The 15,409-nt window shown below is 40.5% G+C and carries 16 protein-coding genes, 2 pseudogenes, 1 riboswitch and 1 other annotated feature; of the genes and pseudogenes, 6 read left to right on the forward strand and 12 right to left on the reverse strand.

What is annotated here, in order from left to right; genetic code table 11:
- Positions 1–11: 11 nt before the first annotated feature.
- From AAZR19_RS12610 to AAZR19_RS12620, 3 genes are all read right to left on the reverse strand, one after another.
- Positions 12–467, reverse strand: coding sequence for a FixH family protein (locus AAZR19_RS12610; protein WP_434703354.1), 456 nt, complete (start codon positions 465–467; stop codon positions 12–14).
- An 18-nt stretch (positions 468–485) separates the two neighbouring features.
- Entirely contained in the window at positions 486–1,850 is a 1,365-nt protein-coding gene (locus tag AAZR19_RS12615) for a PepSY-associated TM helix domain-containing protein (protein ID WP_434703356.1), read from the reverse strand.
- A 183-nt stretch (positions 1,851–2,033) separates the two neighbouring features.
- A complete protein-coding gene (locus tag AAZR19_RS12620) occupies positions 2,034–3,206 on the reverse strand; it encodes an MFS transporter (RefSeq protein WP_025092506.1) in 1,173 nt (390 codons plus the stop codon).
- A 77-nt stretch (positions 3,207–3,283) separates the two neighbouring features.
- Positions 3,284–3,383: riboswitch (purine riboswitch) on the reverse strand.
- Positions 3,384–3,532: 149 nt separating this feature from the next.
- Positions 3,533–3,728: a binding site (T-box leader), on the forward strand.
- Between the two features lie 42 nt (positions 3,729–3,770).
- Here AAZR19_RS12620 and proS point away from each other — a divergent pair.
- A complete protein-coding gene (gene proS, locus AAZR19_RS12625) occupies positions 3,771–5,204 on the forward strand; it encodes a proline--tRNA ligase (RefSeq protein ID WP_434703359.1) in 1,434 nt (477 codons plus the stop codon).
- Between the two features lie 143 nt (positions 5,205–5,347).
- Positions 5,348–5,524 carry a hypothetical protein gene (locus tag AAZR19_RS12630; protein WP_165585036.1) on the forward strand — a complete coding sequence of 59 codons (177 nt, stop codon included), beginning with the start codon at positions 5,348–5,350 and terminating at the stop codon, positions 5,522–5,524.
- 35 nt (positions 5,525–5,559) lie between these two features.
- Here AAZR19_RS12630 and AAZR19_RS12635 read toward each other — a convergent pair whose 3' ends face one another.
- The 8 genes from AAZR19_RS12635 to AAZR19_RS12670 form a co-directional block, all read right to left on the reverse strand.
- The gene (locus tag AAZR19_RS12635) at positions 5,560–6,336 is read right to left on the reverse strand and encodes a sulfite exporter TauE/SafE family protein (RefSeq protein ID WP_434703361.1); all 777 of its coding nucleotides are present in this window, start codon (positions 6,334–6,336) and stop codon (positions 5,560–5,562) included.
- A 58-nt stretch (positions 6,337–6,394) separates the two neighbouring features.
- Positions 6,395–6,625: a sulfurtransferase TusA family protein gene (locus AAZR19_RS12640; protein ID WP_075622234.1), complete on the reverse strand. Its 231-nt coding sequence runs from the start codon at positions 6,623–6,625 to the stop codon at positions 6,395–6,397.
- A gap of 33 nt (positions 6,626–6,658) precedes the next feature.
- Positions 6,659–7,786 carry an MBL fold metallo-hydrolase gene (locus AAZR19_RS12645; protein ID WP_434703364.1) on the reverse strand — a complete coding sequence of 376 codons (1,128 nt, stop codon included), beginning with the start codon at positions 7,784–7,786 and terminating at the stop codon, positions 6,659–6,661.
- Positions 7,787–7,800: 14 nt separating this feature from the next.
- Positions 7,801–8,361, reverse strand: coding sequence for a sulfurtransferase TusA family protein (locus AAZR19_RS12650; RefSeq protein ID WP_041106137.1), 561 nt, complete (start codon positions 8,359–8,361; stop codon positions 7,801–7,803).
- 47 nt (positions 8,362–8,408) lie between these two features.
- Positions 8,409–8,762, reverse strand: a complete 354-nt coding sequence (locus tag AAZR19_RS12655) for a rhodanese-like domain-containing protein (RefSeq protein ID WP_434703366.1) — start codon at positions 8,760–8,762, stop codon at positions 8,409–8,411.
- Positions 8,763–8,776: 14 nt separating this feature from the next.
- Positions 8,777–9,259 carry a DsrE/DsrF/DrsH-like family protein gene (locus AAZR19_RS12660; protein ID WP_041088802.1) on the reverse strand — a complete coding sequence of 161 codons (483 nt, stop codon included), beginning with the start codon at positions 9,257–9,259 and terminating at the stop codon, positions 8,777–8,779.
- 124 nt (positions 9,260–9,383) lie between these two features.
- Positions 9,384–9,644 (reverse strand): metal-sensitive transcriptional regulator, encoded by a 261-nt coding sequence (locus tag AAZR19_RS12665; protein WP_003217059.1) that lies wholly within the window; start codon positions 9,642–9,644, stop codon positions 9,384–9,386.
- 456 nt (positions 9,645–10,100) lie between these two features.
- Positions 10,101–10,928, reverse strand: coding sequence for a hypothetical protein (locus tag AAZR19_RS12670; RefSeq protein ID WP_434703369.1), 828 nt, complete (start codon positions 10,926–10,928; stop codon positions 10,101–10,103).
- 735 nt (positions 10,929–11,663) lie between these two features.
- Here AAZR19_RS12670 and AAZR19_RS12675 point away from each other — a divergent pair.
- Positions 11,664–11,912, forward strand: a complete 249-nt coding sequence (locus tag AAZR19_RS12675) for a hypothetical protein (RefSeq protein ID WP_434703371.1) — start codon at positions 11,664–11,666, stop codon at positions 11,910–11,912.
- Between the two features lie 481 nt (positions 11,913–12,393).
- Positions 12,394–12,561, forward strand: a pseudogene (locus tag AAZR19_RS12680) (DUF255 domain-containing protein); the annotation flags it as partial.
- Between the two features lie 24 nt (positions 12,562–12,585).
- Here the strand turns inward: AAZR19_RS12680 and AAZR19_RS12685 are convergent.
- Positions 12,586–14,034 carry a PLP-dependent aminotransferase family protein gene (locus AAZR19_RS12685; protein WP_342492201.1) on the reverse strand — a complete coding sequence of 483 codons (1,449 nt, stop codon included), beginning with the start codon at positions 14,032–14,034 and terminating at the stop codon, positions 12,586–12,588.
- Positions 14,035–14,169: 135 nt separating this feature from the next.
- Here AAZR19_RS12685 and AAZR19_RS12690 point away from each other — a divergent pair, with 135 nt between their 5' ends.
- Both AAZR19_RS12690 and AAZR19_RS12695 read left to right on the forward strand, forming a co-directional pair.
- A complete protein-coding gene (locus AAZR19_RS12690; RefSeq protein ID WP_395894249.1) occupies positions 14,170–15,081 on the forward strand; it encodes a DMT family transporter in 912 nt (303 codons plus the stop codon).
- Between the two features lie 145 nt (positions 15,082–15,226).
- A pseudogene (locus AAZR19_RS12695) lies at positions 15,227–15,408 on the forward strand (DUF255 domain-containing protein); the annotation flags it as partial.
- Position 15,409 lies beyond the last annotated feature (1 nt).

A 15,409-nucleotide genomic window follows, 5' to 3' on the forward strand; every position in this document is an offset into this window, starting at 1 on the left:
CTTGGTCTTTTTTAATGATGAGAATGGATTTGTTTCTCTTTTTTCTGCTTGTTTTGTAAGATCGCTTTCTCCTCTTCTGTTAGATGACCAACAACCACTCGTTTTGTTGGCATGATGTGCTGACCCGCAGTTTTCACTTCTAGCCGGATATCATATAAACCATCCTCAGGGAACATATAGCTAGCTGTATATACACCTTCCCCTTTCGATTCGGTTTTTACTGCTGTTTGAATATTCTCTCCATATTTTGAAACACTTATTTTGATGTCAGATGATGCCCGAATTGGTTGACTATTTTCTTTGATAAAAATACGAAATGCTTGCTCTTTCGGACTCGATATGTGACTCGGTAAATTAGTGTTTACGTGAATTGATGCTGGTTTTTCGTAAAGCTCCTCCGTATTCGGATTGAGCTGACAAGCCGTTAGGAACATCAAGAGGAAGACCAGTATCCAACCTTTTTTCATAATCTATCCCTCCTTATTTTATGCACCTAAAAATCGCTTCAGTCTCGGAATTCTCTGAATGAACAATAGATCTATCAGCAGTACAATGATGAGCGATAGACCGACAAGCGGAAAAATAATTCCTAACCCAGTAAGAAGCAAGATAAACCACTTTAATCTGCCTTTTGCCGGCGCTTTTGGTGCACCTAATGAATCATTTGGTTTCCGATTCAGCCAAAGCAAAAACCCACTGATAACAATCCCAACAATTCCTGTACATACGAGTAAACCAACTAGTTGATTCGCTAGTCCAAATTCTGTTCCTTTATGTAATGTAATACCCAAAGCAATGGTTTTCCCTAGCCAGCCGTACTGGTCATATCGATAGTCAGCTAGAACCGCTCCCGTGTATTGATCGAGATGGACGGTCGCTTCATCTTGTGCCTTTGGCGGAAAGACCGACAATGTATAAACACCGTCTTCCGTTTGCGGAACATACACTTGATAAGCTGGATGCACCTTCTGGTCATTTGCGATGCGTACAACATCATCCATAGATAGCTTTAAAAAAGAGGATTGATCAGAAGAAGGGACATCCATCTTCTCAGCTGCCCACGGGACATCAGCTACTTCCTCTGTTTTAACTTGTGAGGTTGGTTTATCCCCAACCCATACAGATGGTGGATATCCTTCGCCTGTATTTGTAGCAAACTTTTGAAATTCATTTCCCCATAAACCGGACCATGGAAGTCCCGTTAAGATGAGAAATAACATACCTGCCGATACCCAAAAGGCTGGAACTACATGCAAATCACGTATGAGCAGCCTTTTACCTTTTGTCAAATGTGGAATGACAACACCACTGAAGCGCTTTGGCATTCGTGGCCACCATAAATAAATACCCGTCAAGATAAGAACAACGCCCCAGCAGGCCGTCAGTTCAACGATTCGGTCACCGATCGTTCCTGCCATCAGTTCCCCGTGTATTTCCTCCACACGGTTCATAAATTTCGTTTCATCCTTCATTCGCCCTAACACTTGCCCTGTATAGGGGTTCACATAAGCTGTATATGTGTCCTCATCTTGTCTAAAACCGATTTCAGCTGAACGCGTCTTTCCTTCCCCCGGCTGATACCTTGTTAGCTCTGAATTTGGATAGGCCTCCTTTACCGCTTCGATCTGTTTAGTAGGAGCTATCTTCTCTCCTTCAGCCTTCACATGGTAAAGCTTATAGTACATCGATTCCTCAATTTGCGGCTTAAACAAATAAATAGCTCCTGTTACAGCAAGTAGCACAAGAATAGGCATAAAAATCAATCCCGCATAAAAATGCCACCTCCACGCTATTTGATAAAAGGAAGCTGTACCTGTCGAACGCTTCTTTCCCGTCTTCTTCACTCCCATTCCTCCTCGCACCTTTCTCTCTTTTTAGATTACTGACCAAGCGTGCGGCAAACAAGCTGGTTGCAAACAGAATATGTGAAGTAAAAACGAACAAAAATGAATATCAAAAAAGCTGCCTAATGATAGGCAGCTACAGATTGTTGACAAAGGGCTAAAATAATTTTTATTTTAGCCCTTTGTCTTCTATTCAGCATGATGCTGACGATCCATATAAAGCGGCGGTCTCTTCAGCGAAATCACCGCACAGCTAAAGGCAATCAGTACAAACACAGCACCGAATTTAGCCAGATCAACAGATGAACCGGTCATCGTAAACATGACTCCGCCAACCGCAGATCCAATCGAAATGCCGATTTGCAAAGCCGATGTATTTAAGCTCTGCTGAATATCAGACGTGACAGGATCTGTTTGAATCAAATAACTCTGCAAAGCAGGCGTCAGTGCCCAGCTGAGCGCACCCCAAAGGACAACCATCACCATAAAGAGCGCGAACACCCCCGCTGTATAAGGAATGGTAAACATGACAACCGCAAACGCGATTGTCACAAGCAAAATCGCTTTTCCTGAACCCAGTTTGTCACTCAGCCAGCCGCCAAATCCATTCCCGCCTATAGACGCAAGCCCGAAGATCAAATAACAAATACTAATCCAAAACGGGGTCATATGCAGAACTTCCATCAGAAATGGAGTGAAATAAGAATAAAGCATATAATGGCCTGCAAGCATAAACAAACTGATCAAGTGTGCACTAAAAATCTTTGGATGCCCTAAAGAACGAATCTGCTCTCTAAGAGGCGTCACTTTTTCAACAGGCATTTTTTCCAATAGAAAATAGATCAGCACCATCGATATGGCAGAAAGAATACTGATTCCTAAAAACATCACTCTCCAGCCAAAGCTCTCTGTAATAAAAATACCGATCGGTACACCGAGAACAAGTGAGGAGCTAATACCAATAAAAATCAGCCCTAATGCCTTCGCACGATGCGCTGGTTCCACCAATTTAGCAGTGATCGTCAGTGACAACACCACCACTAGCGCTGTGCTCATCGCGATCAACACCCTTGATATCATGACAAGGGCAAAGGTCGAACTAAAATAAGTGAACACATTCCCTAATGTAAACACCAATAACGCGATTAAATAAAGGCGCTTTCGTTCGATTTTGGCTGTAGCGGTCAGCAGCACGGGTGCTGAAATGGCATACACAATCGCAAATACCGTAATAAGCTGTCCGGCTGTTGCAAGAGACACATTCAAATCCTCTGCAAGACTTGGCAGAATGCCTCCGACCACAAGCTCAACTAATCCAACCGCAAAAGTAGAAACGGCTAATAAATATACTCTCCAGTTCATGTCTAACATCCCTTCTGTATATCATCGCTTTCACTTTTGATACAGGGTGCAGACAAACAAAAAAACCCTGATTACAAAAAAGGAAAGCGCGCTTTTGTAATCAGGATTTATCGGATCCTGGTAGAAACCCTCAAACCATATTATTGAGGTTATACAAGTCTATTTTTTTCTTCACATATATTAGCATAGCATTACATAACTCGCAAGCTGTAAAAATAGGAAAACACTGACACTCCGTTACCTAAACAAAAGGCGCTGTAAAAGGAATCAGAACAGCTTGCTTTCTCCCCCATTTACAGGTAAACTGATGAAAAATCAACGTACAAGGATCAACGTAGATCTGGAATAGTAGCTTGAATCGATCTTTAACAGAGAGGGAACGGTGCTGAGAAGTTCCTATTGACATCTTCAAGTGAACCTGCCGATTTAGTTCTGTTTCATACAGCGGTTCATACCGTTATCATGATTGAGTGTAAAGCTGTGCTTTAAATTAGGGTGGTACCACCAGGAATGGTCCCTAACTTAAAGTACAGCTTTTTTGTTTTTAAAAAGGAGGAACCTGCAATGTCAAAAAAACAATTTGTTGAGAAAATTACAAGCATGGAAGACGACTTTGCCCAGTGGTATACAGATGTTGTCACAAAGGCGCGGCTCGTCGATTATTCAAGCGTGAGAGGCAGTATGATCATTCAGCCGTACGGCTTTAAAATCTGGGAGAATATTCGCGACGAACTTGACCGCCAGATTAAAGAAACGGGTCATGAGAATGTCTATATGCCGCTCTTTATCCCAGAGAGCCTGCTTCAGCAGGAAAAAGATCATATCGAAGGCTTTGCTCCTGAAGTGGCGTGGGTGACACACGGCGGTGAATCCGAATTACAAGAAAGGCTCTGCGTCAGACCAACCTCTGAAGTGCTGTTCGCTGAGCATTACAAAAACATTATTCATTCCTACCGCGATTTACCGAAGCTATATAACCAATGGGCCAATGTTGTCCGCTGGGAAAAGACAACACGTCCCTTCCTCAGAACCCTTGAATTCCTATGGCAGGAAGGGCACACGTGCCATGAGACTGAGCAAGAAGCGATTGAAGAAACAGAAAGAATGCTTCACACTTACGCTTCTCTTTGCGAAGATCTCCTTGCCATTCCTGTCATTAAAGGGAGAAAAACAGAGAAGGAAAAATTCGCCGGCGCTCGCTTCACCTATACGGTTGAAAGCTTGATGCATGATGGAAAAGCGCTGCAAACTGCCACTTCTCATTTCTTCGGGAACGGATTTGCCAAAGCATTTGGCATCGAATTCTTAAACCGTGAAGGAAAACTAGAGCATGTCCAGCAAACCTCTTGGGGTTTCACCACAAGAATCATCGGCGCTATGATCATGGTGCATGGCGATGACAGAGGGCTCGTCCTCCCGCCAAATATTGCGCCAACCCAAGTGCGTATCGTGCCAATTGCTTCTCATAAAGAAGGTGTGCTGGATCATGCCTACGAATTGAAGGATCGCCTCGCCCGCATCGCACGTGCTGACATCGACGCAAGCGATAAACAGCCAGGCTGGAAATTCAACGAGTGTGAAATGCAAGGTATTCCGCTACGTGTAGAAGTAGGACCAAAGGACATCGAAAAAGGACAGGTGATGCTTGCAAGACGAGACACTGGTGAAAAGCAAGCTGTCACGTTAGAAGCACTTGAACAAACCATCACAGCAACGCTTGAAGACATCCAGCGGACGATGTACGAAAAAGCGAAGGAACGATTACACGAAAAGACATCACACGCCCATATAATCGAAGACATCGAGCAAATTCTTGCGGAAGAAAACCGATTGATTAAAGCCATGTGGTGCGGTGACGAAGCCTGTGAAAACGACATTAAAAAAAGAACAGGCGCGACCTCACGCTGTATCCCATTCGAGCAGGAAACCATTTCTGACACATGTGTCTGCTGCGGAAAGCCTGCATCTGATATGGTATTCTGGGCGAAAGCCTATTAAGAATATGAACGATAAAGAAGCATCACTCATGATGCTTCTTTTTTGTTAAAAAGACCCAAACACCCATTGACCTCACCTGCATGATCCCCTATAATTCATATTAATATAATCGGTTTTTAAGACTTTAACTGGAGTGGTGATACATGAAACGCTGGCCCTCATTCTTTGCCGAACGCTGTCCTAAATGTAAATCAGCATTAGAAGTCTCAAAGTCCAATGCCCTGCAAGGCAAAGTCGTGAAAACATGTCCCAACCTTCATTATCAAAAAGAGTACCACCCAGCACTAGAAACGTATATCGAGCACGATGACGTCAAATAAAAAAGACCAACATGTTTGCTTTGTTGGTCTTTTCTTTATAAAATATCCAGCCAAATTTTGACCGCTGTCGCCGTAATCATCACAGCAAGTGCCCATTGCAAGTAGACGGCATTGATTTTCTGACCGACCTTCGCACCAATCGGAGCTGCCACCAAACTTGCCGCCATCAGCACAACAGCAGGAAGAAGCATGACCTGACCCGTCAATACCTTTCCAGTCGATGCGCCTATCGCAGAAAGAAACGTAATTGCAAGTGACGACGCAATCGTCATCCGTACAGGTATTTTTAAAATAGACAGCATTACAGGCACTAAAATAAATGCGCCGCCTGCACCTAATACCCCGGAAACACTGCCAATCACAAAGGCAATAGCTGATGCCAGCCCTTTATGAAAAGTGACTTCTCCCTCTGCGTCTGCACGCTGTCCTTTTTTCGGAATCAGCATGAGAATTACCGCCACAATGGCGAGTAATCCATAGACGAGGTTCATCCCTTTCTCCGGCATAAAATGTGATACATAACTGCCTAATAAGCTGCCCGCTAATATACCGCTTCCCATATATAAAATCAGCGAGCGATGTAAAAATCCGCTTTTCCGATAAGCAAGTACACCACCCAGTGTCGAAAAAAGCACTTGAATGGCGCCAATCCCTGATACCTCATGTGCTGATAGTGCCATCACACCGAAAAGAGGCGGGATATAAAGCAGCATGGGATAGTTGATCACAGATCCGCCGATCCCCACCATTCCTGATAAGAAGGAACCAATACATCCGATGATAAAAAGTGTAATCAAAAATGCAAAATCCACGCTGGTCTCCTCCTTTGCAAAAGGAAAAGGGGATCTTCAGCAGATACCCCTACATCCTTTAGGACCCTTTTCTCATCCAGAACTTCAGCACGTGACCTTCTTCTGTCTGCGTGATCAATTCATGTCCGCTTGACTTCGCCCATGCAGCTAAGTCAGCTTTAGCCCCTTTATCGGTTGCATGTATTTCTAAAACTTGACCTTTCGCCAAGTCGTTCATTTTTTTCTTCGTTCGAATAATCGGCATTGGGCATGCGAGCCCTGTTACGTCTAAAATTTGATCTGATGTCATTTGATTGCTCCTCTTCTCTTATTTTATTGGACATTACCGAATCGCACAACGGTTTGGACCCATTTCCATTTCCCGCTGCTCTTCCACATCTGGGTTCAGCTTCCCCATATTGGCTTGACGAATCTCTTGAAAGGCATGCGGCTGTGCAGGCAGACCTTCCGTCACCATCTTTCTAAACACATGTTGATCTTCAATATGAAGCCCATGATTTTCTTTTAAAAGTGAGCCAAGCTCCTTCCAAACACTGCCGTCTTCATTCATTTCTTCTATGGTCATGAAGTGCGCAGGCAGAACGATGTATTCCTTTGAAAACGCCATATACCGTTCATAAAGCGTCTCTCTCAAATCACCTACCCAGTCCTCCGCCATTCCAGCAAGATCAGGTCTTCCAATTGAATCAATAAACAAAATATCACCTGAAAGAAGATATTGATTGTCTACGATAAAAGATGTTGAGCCGATCGTATGTCCCGGGGAATAAATGGGTTGAATATCAATAGAAGCTGTTCCAATCGTTATCCGCTGTCCTTCCTCAAGACGTTCATATTCAAAGGTTACCTCTTCGGCATCTTTTGGCGGCAGCCAGTAGGTGGCACCCGTTTGTTCAGCCAGCTTTTTCCCACCAGAAATATGATCTGCATGAAGGTGAGTATCCATCACATGCGTCACAGAGACATCATGCTTTTTCGCAAAATCGATATAGACCTCCGTCATTCGAGCTGCATCTACAACCGCGGCTTCTCCATTGGACATGATCATATAGGACAGACACCCCTTGCCCATCCGTACAAATTGATACAGCTCTCCGCCGCCGCTTAAATCACCTATTTTCACTGGCTCTAGATGCTCACTCCATGCTTTCATGCCGCCCTGCAAATAATGAACAGGCACGCCAGCCTCTGACAGCATCTCCGCCACAAGAATAGAGGAACCTTCCTTGGCACAAACCACCAACACTTCACGGTCACTAGGAATGTGCTGTAAAACGCCCTCCACTCCGTCAAGCAGATCAAAATAAGGCACATTCATATCAACGATTGCTTCCCCTTCAATCTTCCAGTCCTGTACATCTGCTTGATTTCGCACATCTAGCAAAAAGAGCGGCTCTTTGCCCACGATCTTTTTTGTTAACTGCTCTGCAGTCATGGCTTTTACCGTCATGTTTTATTCAGCTCCTATTTTTCAATGGCTCCTGTCCAGCTATTCATGCCTGGCACCACATTGATTAATTGTTGAAATCCTTTCTCTTTTAGCTTCTGCGCAGCTAATTCACTTCTTCTGCCTGAATGACAGATGAGATAAATGTCCGATTCTCTTGTTAACTCCTCTGCACGATCTTCCACCTCACCAAGCGGGATATGAACAGCTCCTGGGATATGCCCCGCCTCGTATTCATCCAGCTCTCGTACATCCAAAATAAATAGAGATTGATCTTCTTTTACCTTCTGTTGAAAGGCATGCAAAGATATTTCTGAAATCATGGGCTCCCCTTCTTCCTCTTGCGCTCCGCCCTTACGAATCAAATGATGGAGCACCTGTCCTTCTACTCTTGTTCCTAAAAACTCATGGCCGGCACTTTTTGACCAAGCCGCTAAATCCGCTGCTGATCCTTTATCGGTAGCTTGCACTTCAAGTACATCTCCTGGCAAAAGCTCATTCATTTGTTTTTTTGTTTTCACAATCGGCATCGGGCATGCCAATCCTTTTGCATCTAAAATGACTGTTGGTTGCTGCATGTGATGTCCTCCTTTATATAGGGGTGGGGGTATATTTTTATGCGTGCTTAATGCCAAGCATTCATACCACCCTTGATGTTAGTAATATGAGTAAATCCTTGCTTCTTCAATATTTTCGCTGCCTGCATACTTCTCATTCCGCTTTGGCATATCACGTAGATCTCTTCATTTTTCTCAAGCTGAGAAGTTCGTTCTTTTAACTGAGGTAAAGGAATGTTTCGAAACCCTTTAATATGGTTTGTTTGAAATTCTACTGGAGATCGTACGTCAATCAGTTGTTGATGTTGTCTACGCAATTGAGGTTTCATATCGGCTGCATCAATTTGTTTTACACCCTTTACAGGAAGAAAACGGCTCACCAGCAAACCAATGACGATGATGATCAAAAGTGTTTGAATCATGTGTTAACACCTCACTAGATAAATAAATTCACATTCCCAATTTCAGCCTCTGCTAAATACGCCGCCACACCAGCATATTGAATATCATCTAATAATTCTTTCTCCTGCAGCCCTAAAAGATCCATCGTCATTGTACATGCTACGAGATTAATCTCCTGTTCCTTCGCCATATCAATGAGCTGCGGCAAGGTCATGGCATTGTGCTTTTTGATGACGTGCTTAATCATCTTTGGGCCCATTCCAGCAAAATTCATCTTTGAAATGCCCATTCGATCAGCCCCGCGCGGCATCATCTTGCCAAACATTTTTTCTAAAAAACCTTTTTTCATTGGCACCATTTCATCCTTGCGCAAGGCATTCAGCCCCCAAAAGGTATGAAAAATCGTCACCTCATGATCATAGGCTGCTGCACCATTGGCAATAATGTAAGCCGCCATTGCTTTATCATAATCTCCACTAAATAGCACAATCGTCGTGCGTTTTTTCTGTTCTTCCATTCTGCTCCTCCTTCATCATTACCCATGGGGGTATATAAAAAAACAAAAAATATATACATATACCGGTAAGGGTATATTATAACAAGTAAAAAAATCCGTCAACCTTCAAAGGCTGAAGAATTTCTTACCGGCTTTTTACCAATAGCTCAACCGCTTCTTTCACAAGACCCTCCGTATCCTTGCCTTGTTCAAGGCTTTCACGGACACATTGTTCAAGATTTGTACTCACAATCACACCCATTGCACGATCAATGGCATTGCGTGATGCAGACAGCTGCGTCACCACCTCGCGGCAATCCTTTCCCTGCTCCATCATCGCAAGAACCCCTTTAATCTGCCCCTCAATCCGGCGAAGACGGTTCTTCATCTGTTGATTATATTCCATTCACAAGCACCCCTTTCTATTCTTTCTATGAACAGATAGTATACCCTAAGAGGTATTTAGTCAAACGACTTGCCCTTCTCTTTATAGGTATTATCAGCCTTTTAATAAAAATATATAAATTATGTGAATATTTTTCCTAATTGTTTTTATAGAACAAATCATTACTTCACACTTGTTTAGTTATTGTAGGCACATTAAAAAGGATGCTACAATATGTAACACCCTTTTTATGCTTTGATTCCCTATATAAATTGAAACCTAGTCAATCTATCGAGCGACAAACACCTTACCATAATATGTAATGGTACTCACCAAACTTTTACTCTTTCTCCTTTGACAACCGATATGCATTCTCTGCTTAAACTTCTTAAAAACCAAAACTGGGCCACCTACATTTAAACCTAAATTTACCAATTCCCCATTAATCAAATTCATAAAAAGACAACCCTATTTCTATTAAAGAGCATAAGAAGGTAACCGCCAATTGAATGGTTCCCAATTAGTACGATCAATCTGTTCAGAAGGAAATGATAATTTGAGATTTTTAATTAAATTACGGTAATATTCTACATTTTGAACATCCTCTAAAATTTTCTCGAGATCAATTGCGATCCCTACCATACATGTTTTAAAAGTTGATATTGCTGTAGAAAAGGCAGCTGATATTGCTTCGGATGCAGCTATTTGCAGTCCTAATGGCAACTTTGTTAAAAATGTACTATAGGCTGCATTCTCTGCAGATTTTTTTGTTTGCATTATACATTCTTGTATCCGTTTTTTTAAATTTAAAGAAGGTATGCCCTTGGTTCCAACCTGAATGTACATAACAAATCTACTTTTACGTCTTTGTAAACACCAATAATTCACCTTTATCTTTATTTTCTGTCCAAAAATTTTTCTAGTTAATGTTTTTGTGCACGTGCCTATTTTAAATTCTGGAATATTGGGAACAGAAAACAAAACACACCTCACCGAATTATCCTTTATTTCACATTGAACAGTCCCTGCATACTCGTTATACTGCAATTTTATTTGACTTTGTATTGATTTCCAAGGTAAGTCCTTCTGAATATCAAAATTTGGTGGGACAGCTTCTGGAGCTTGATCAACCTCATCAGGGACTTGTAAATATAAAGTTTGTCTTTCATTACCTAGAGGTTCATTTGATAATAATGGATAATGATAAATACAAGAAATAACTGGATAATAAAAGAAGTGTTGTTGATGTTGATTAATCAAGGGCTCATAACCTCTAGGTAAACAATAACAATAAGGTAAATACATACAATCTCCACCTTGCATTTATTATCAATATACTATTATGTTTATATATAGAAAATTAGAATTAAAAACATTGATTTGTAGAAAATCTAACTCCCATTTCCCGAATCACCTGAGGTTCCTTCAAGGTAGGAAGAAAGAAACGATTGTTTGTTCAATGCCAAGAGGTTTCATAGCCGCAAAGAACTTTTTGAAATTAAAAATGGACAGCATTATATATAAGTTGTTCTGGTTGTCAATTCGAGAATGTCACAAAAGTAAAAATAGGGTATTAATTATAAATAAGTAAATTTTTGTTTATAATTAATCATAACTATGCAATTCCCGATAATATAATAGTAACTCAACTCTTTGTAGAACGGCCGATCTTAAATGACATTGGGCGAAATTAATAAATCAATCGAAAATCTTTGCAGATAGAATTACTTTTACCGAATTATGTTCTAGCAAATGAGACAACACAGTTGCAAACAGATCTCTTGATCAGATAGCTTCTTTTTTCCATATCGACATAAAATCTATATGAATCTACTAACTCACAAAAACAGTAGAATCAAAACATATTAACAGCTCTAAACTAATAAAAAGAAACGGATTTAATATTGCATATGAATTGGCATATCGACTGGGGAACTGTCACTTCAGTTTTTGTTGCTTTAGGAGACGCTACTACGGGGCAAATAATAGTACATCATTTTTAGAGAAGAAATAAAATTTAAAAAAGAATGTTTTCAAAACTTGTATTCTCCTATAATTGTTAAAATAGATAATTATCTTTTTGCGGAAAATCAAAAAATTATCGCCTTAAGTACAAGAAACGGGGAAGAATATAACAAAAAATACAGAGATGATTATTTTAATCCTAATAGATTATTTACTGAAATTGTTGATACAGTTGGTTCAAACTTAAAATACGCAAATCAAGAATTAATTATGCAATATCAAGATACTATAGCATTACCTCATATAGATGACTCAATTGGCTGATTGGGCAGAACCCAAAATTGAATTTTGCGGCATATTCCTAACTGAGTATGTCAACTAAGTAACGACTTAAGAGTATATTCACCAAAAATCAAAGAAACAGTTGAGAGGTGTTTAGCTTTCACTCAGTTATTTAAATGATTATTGGATATAATTCAAATGAACTTATTCGCCACCAATTAGTTATTGGGAACTTATCAAAGTATTTAAATTCAATTGCGAAACTTAACAAAAAGTTTTAAAAAATGGATTAACAAGAGAAGCTACAGTTAAGTTCGAACAGAAGTTGATACGTTATTACAACAAATACAAGATAACTCATCAGAATATGTATCACCACAAATATTTTCTAGTCTAAAAAGTCTGACCGACAATTCATGATACTCTCTTTAATTTTAAGAATGAAAAGGGAATTTTATTTACAAACGGTGATATGTTAAAAAACGGTTATTTTTTGAAACCATTAAAGAAAGCATGTGATTCCTTGCCAAACAACCAAACACCCAACCCACTCATCAATGAAAAATCACCATATCTCCTTCAGCATGCCCACAACCCAGTTCTCTGGTACCCGTGGGGGCAAGAAGCCTTCGATAAAGCCAAACGTGAAAATAAACCAGTGCTTTTTAGCATCGGTTACGCCACTTGTCACTGTCTTTTAGTATTCATTATATTTTTATCTGCTTGCCAATTCCTTAATCATTAAACCCAATTCATAAATTCCCTTTTGTAGATCTTCAAGAGATGCATAAGCATATGATAAGCGAATATAGTTCCCCTTTTCTTGAGCATAGATACTGCCGAGATTGAGAAGTATCCCTTTTGTCAAAGCTTTTGTATAAAGTGATTTCATAGATAGTGAAGGCAATATTTTTACCCAGACAAAGAATCCTCCCTTCGGAATATTCCATGTAGCAACATTCTTCAAATTGGTTTCTAAAAGACTCATGACCAATTGCCTTCTCACCTTTAATTGACTTCTTACCTGTTCTAGATGTTGTTGGTATTCACCGGATGTAAACCACTCTGCCGCTACTCTTTGGGATAACGAACTGGAGCCGTAATCTGTTTGCATTTTTATGTCGGATAAACGTTCAATCACTGATTCTGGACCGACGATCCATCCAATTCTTAAGCCGGGGCTTAATGTCTTAGATAAACTTCCTATGTAAAGCACATGCCCATTTTTATCTATTGTTTTAATAGGATTTGGAGGAATCTCATCGATCCATAACTCACGATATATGTCATCTTCAATAATGGGAAGCTGTGCATTCTCACTTGCCGCAAGTATTTCTTCCCGTCGCCGTTCTGACATTGAGATACCGGTTGGATTATGAAAACAGGGATTTGTATATAATATAGCCCTCCCCCGCTCCCCCCTTGCCACGTGGATATGTTCCGGCAAAAGTCCATCATTATCCATAGGAACTCCAGTCAGCTTCATACCGGCTGATTGAAATACGTGTAATGAATAAAGATAGGACGGCTGGTCAAGATAAACGGTCGATCCCCTTTGTAAAAGCCCCATTGATATTAGCTGTAAGGCTTGCAGCGCACCCGAAACAATAAGAATGGAAGAAGATGAGCCTTGAATTCCCAATGTTCTTAAATAGCCACTTAATGCCTCTCGTAAAGGTAAATATCCTTTTGGTTCCTCATATCCGAATGCCTCTATGTTTTGAGATACCTTTCCCATCATCTCTTTCATAGCAGTTAAAGGAAAAATCTCCTTTGAAAGTTCTCCTTTACTGAGCTGTATAAGATCAGAGTTTGATTCTGATTTATTGATCTCTTGAACGATTTTTTGGCTTGGCCGCTGGATTCCAGAGGTTACATACTGATCCCAATCGGGGGCGGAATTCTTAGCCAAAAGTGTCCATGTATTGTTCGTAACAACTGTCCCTTTTCCCATTCTGCCTTCGATTAATCCGTCCGCCATCAATTCCTCTAAAGCTGTAATTACTGTGCTCCTATTCACCTCAAAGTGTTTGGCAAGCGTGCGCTGGCTTGGAATCTTACTTCCAATCGGCCATTCTCCATTTCCTATTTTATCTTTTATAAATTGAATGATTTGTATGTACTTAGGAAGCTTTCTCATCCTTCTTTCTTCTGAAGCGCTCATAAAAAGTATCCTCCTTAAAAACTAAAGTGGTTGGGTCAAAATCCATTTAACTGGTTGAAGTCATATCATCAAATCTTTATTAGTATAGAAACACATTAAATAACTGGTTGGTTTTTGTAAAGAGGAGTGAGAAAAATGCGAAAGAAAACAATTCGAATCGGCATATCTTACAGTCTGATGATTGGGTTGTGGGCATCAGCTTTCCCGGGAATTCGCGCGGGTTTGGAGAGTTATACGCCGGAACACCTCGCTTTGTTTCGCTTGTTGATTGGGTCAATGGCATTGTTGGTTTTTGCTGTTTTGACTCATATGCATTTACCCGACATGAAGGATATCCCTGCTATTTTATCTTTAGGGTTTTTAGGTTTTACACTATATCACATTTTGCTGAATATCGGAGAAAAAACAGTCAGCGCAGGGGTAGCAAGCTTACTCGTGACCATGACACCTATTTTTTCTGCAATGTTATCTCGTCTGGTTTTTGGTGAACATTTTGGTTCTTATAAATGGATTGGCTCTATTATAAGTTTATTGGGTGTGTCGATCATTTCATTTGGGGCGGGAAACTATACAAATTCAGTGAACGGCATTTTGTTAATCCTGCTGGCAGCATTTTCGGAGAGTATTTATTTCGTTTTTCAAGCTCGCTATATAAAAAAATATGGATTTATTCCATTCGTTACATTCACTATTTGGGGCGGGACAATACCTATGCTTGTATTTCTGCCTGGCTTAGGGGAAGAGTTTTTGAACGCTTCAATGAACTCAACTTTGTCTATCGTTTATTTAGGTTTATTACCAACGGTTGTGCCTTACTTTGCACTTGCGTATGTAACTTCACTTATCGGTGCTTCAGAAGCAACAATTTCACTTTATTTAACACCAGCCGTAGCCTTGGCCATTTCTTGGGTATGGTTAGGTGAAGTACCTACGTTTATTGCACTGACAGGCGGGATGGTTACAGTCATCGGGGTGTGTTTCTCCTATCTAACAGTAAATAAAAAGATAAAGATTTTAATTCCTTATTTCTTATCTAAAAAGCAATAAGGTGATGAAGTTAACCCTGAAAATAGAGTCATAAGCAGTTCTCCTTTTTAATAACTTGGGTTTGGTTCACAAAATGGAGTGTATGAATTTTTTTAGGGAATTATGGTATGTTAAACGTACAAATTAATAGAAAGCAGGTGATCCCATGCCAAACAAAAGTAAACCCAATAGACTAATCGCTGAGAAGTCTCCTTATTTACTTCAACATGCTCATAACCCTGTGGACTGGTTCCCTTGGGGAGAAGAAGCTTTTCAAAAAGCGAAACGCGAAAACAAGCCTGTTCTCGTATCTATTGGGTATGGATAACCAAAGGAACATGTCACTGGT

The sequence above is a fragment of the Bacillus sp. Je.9.29.b genome (genome assembly GCF_051129925.1).
In the GTDB taxonomy this organism is placed as follows: Bacteria; Bacillota; Bacilli; order Bacillales; family Bacillaceae; genus Bacillus; species Bacillus safensis.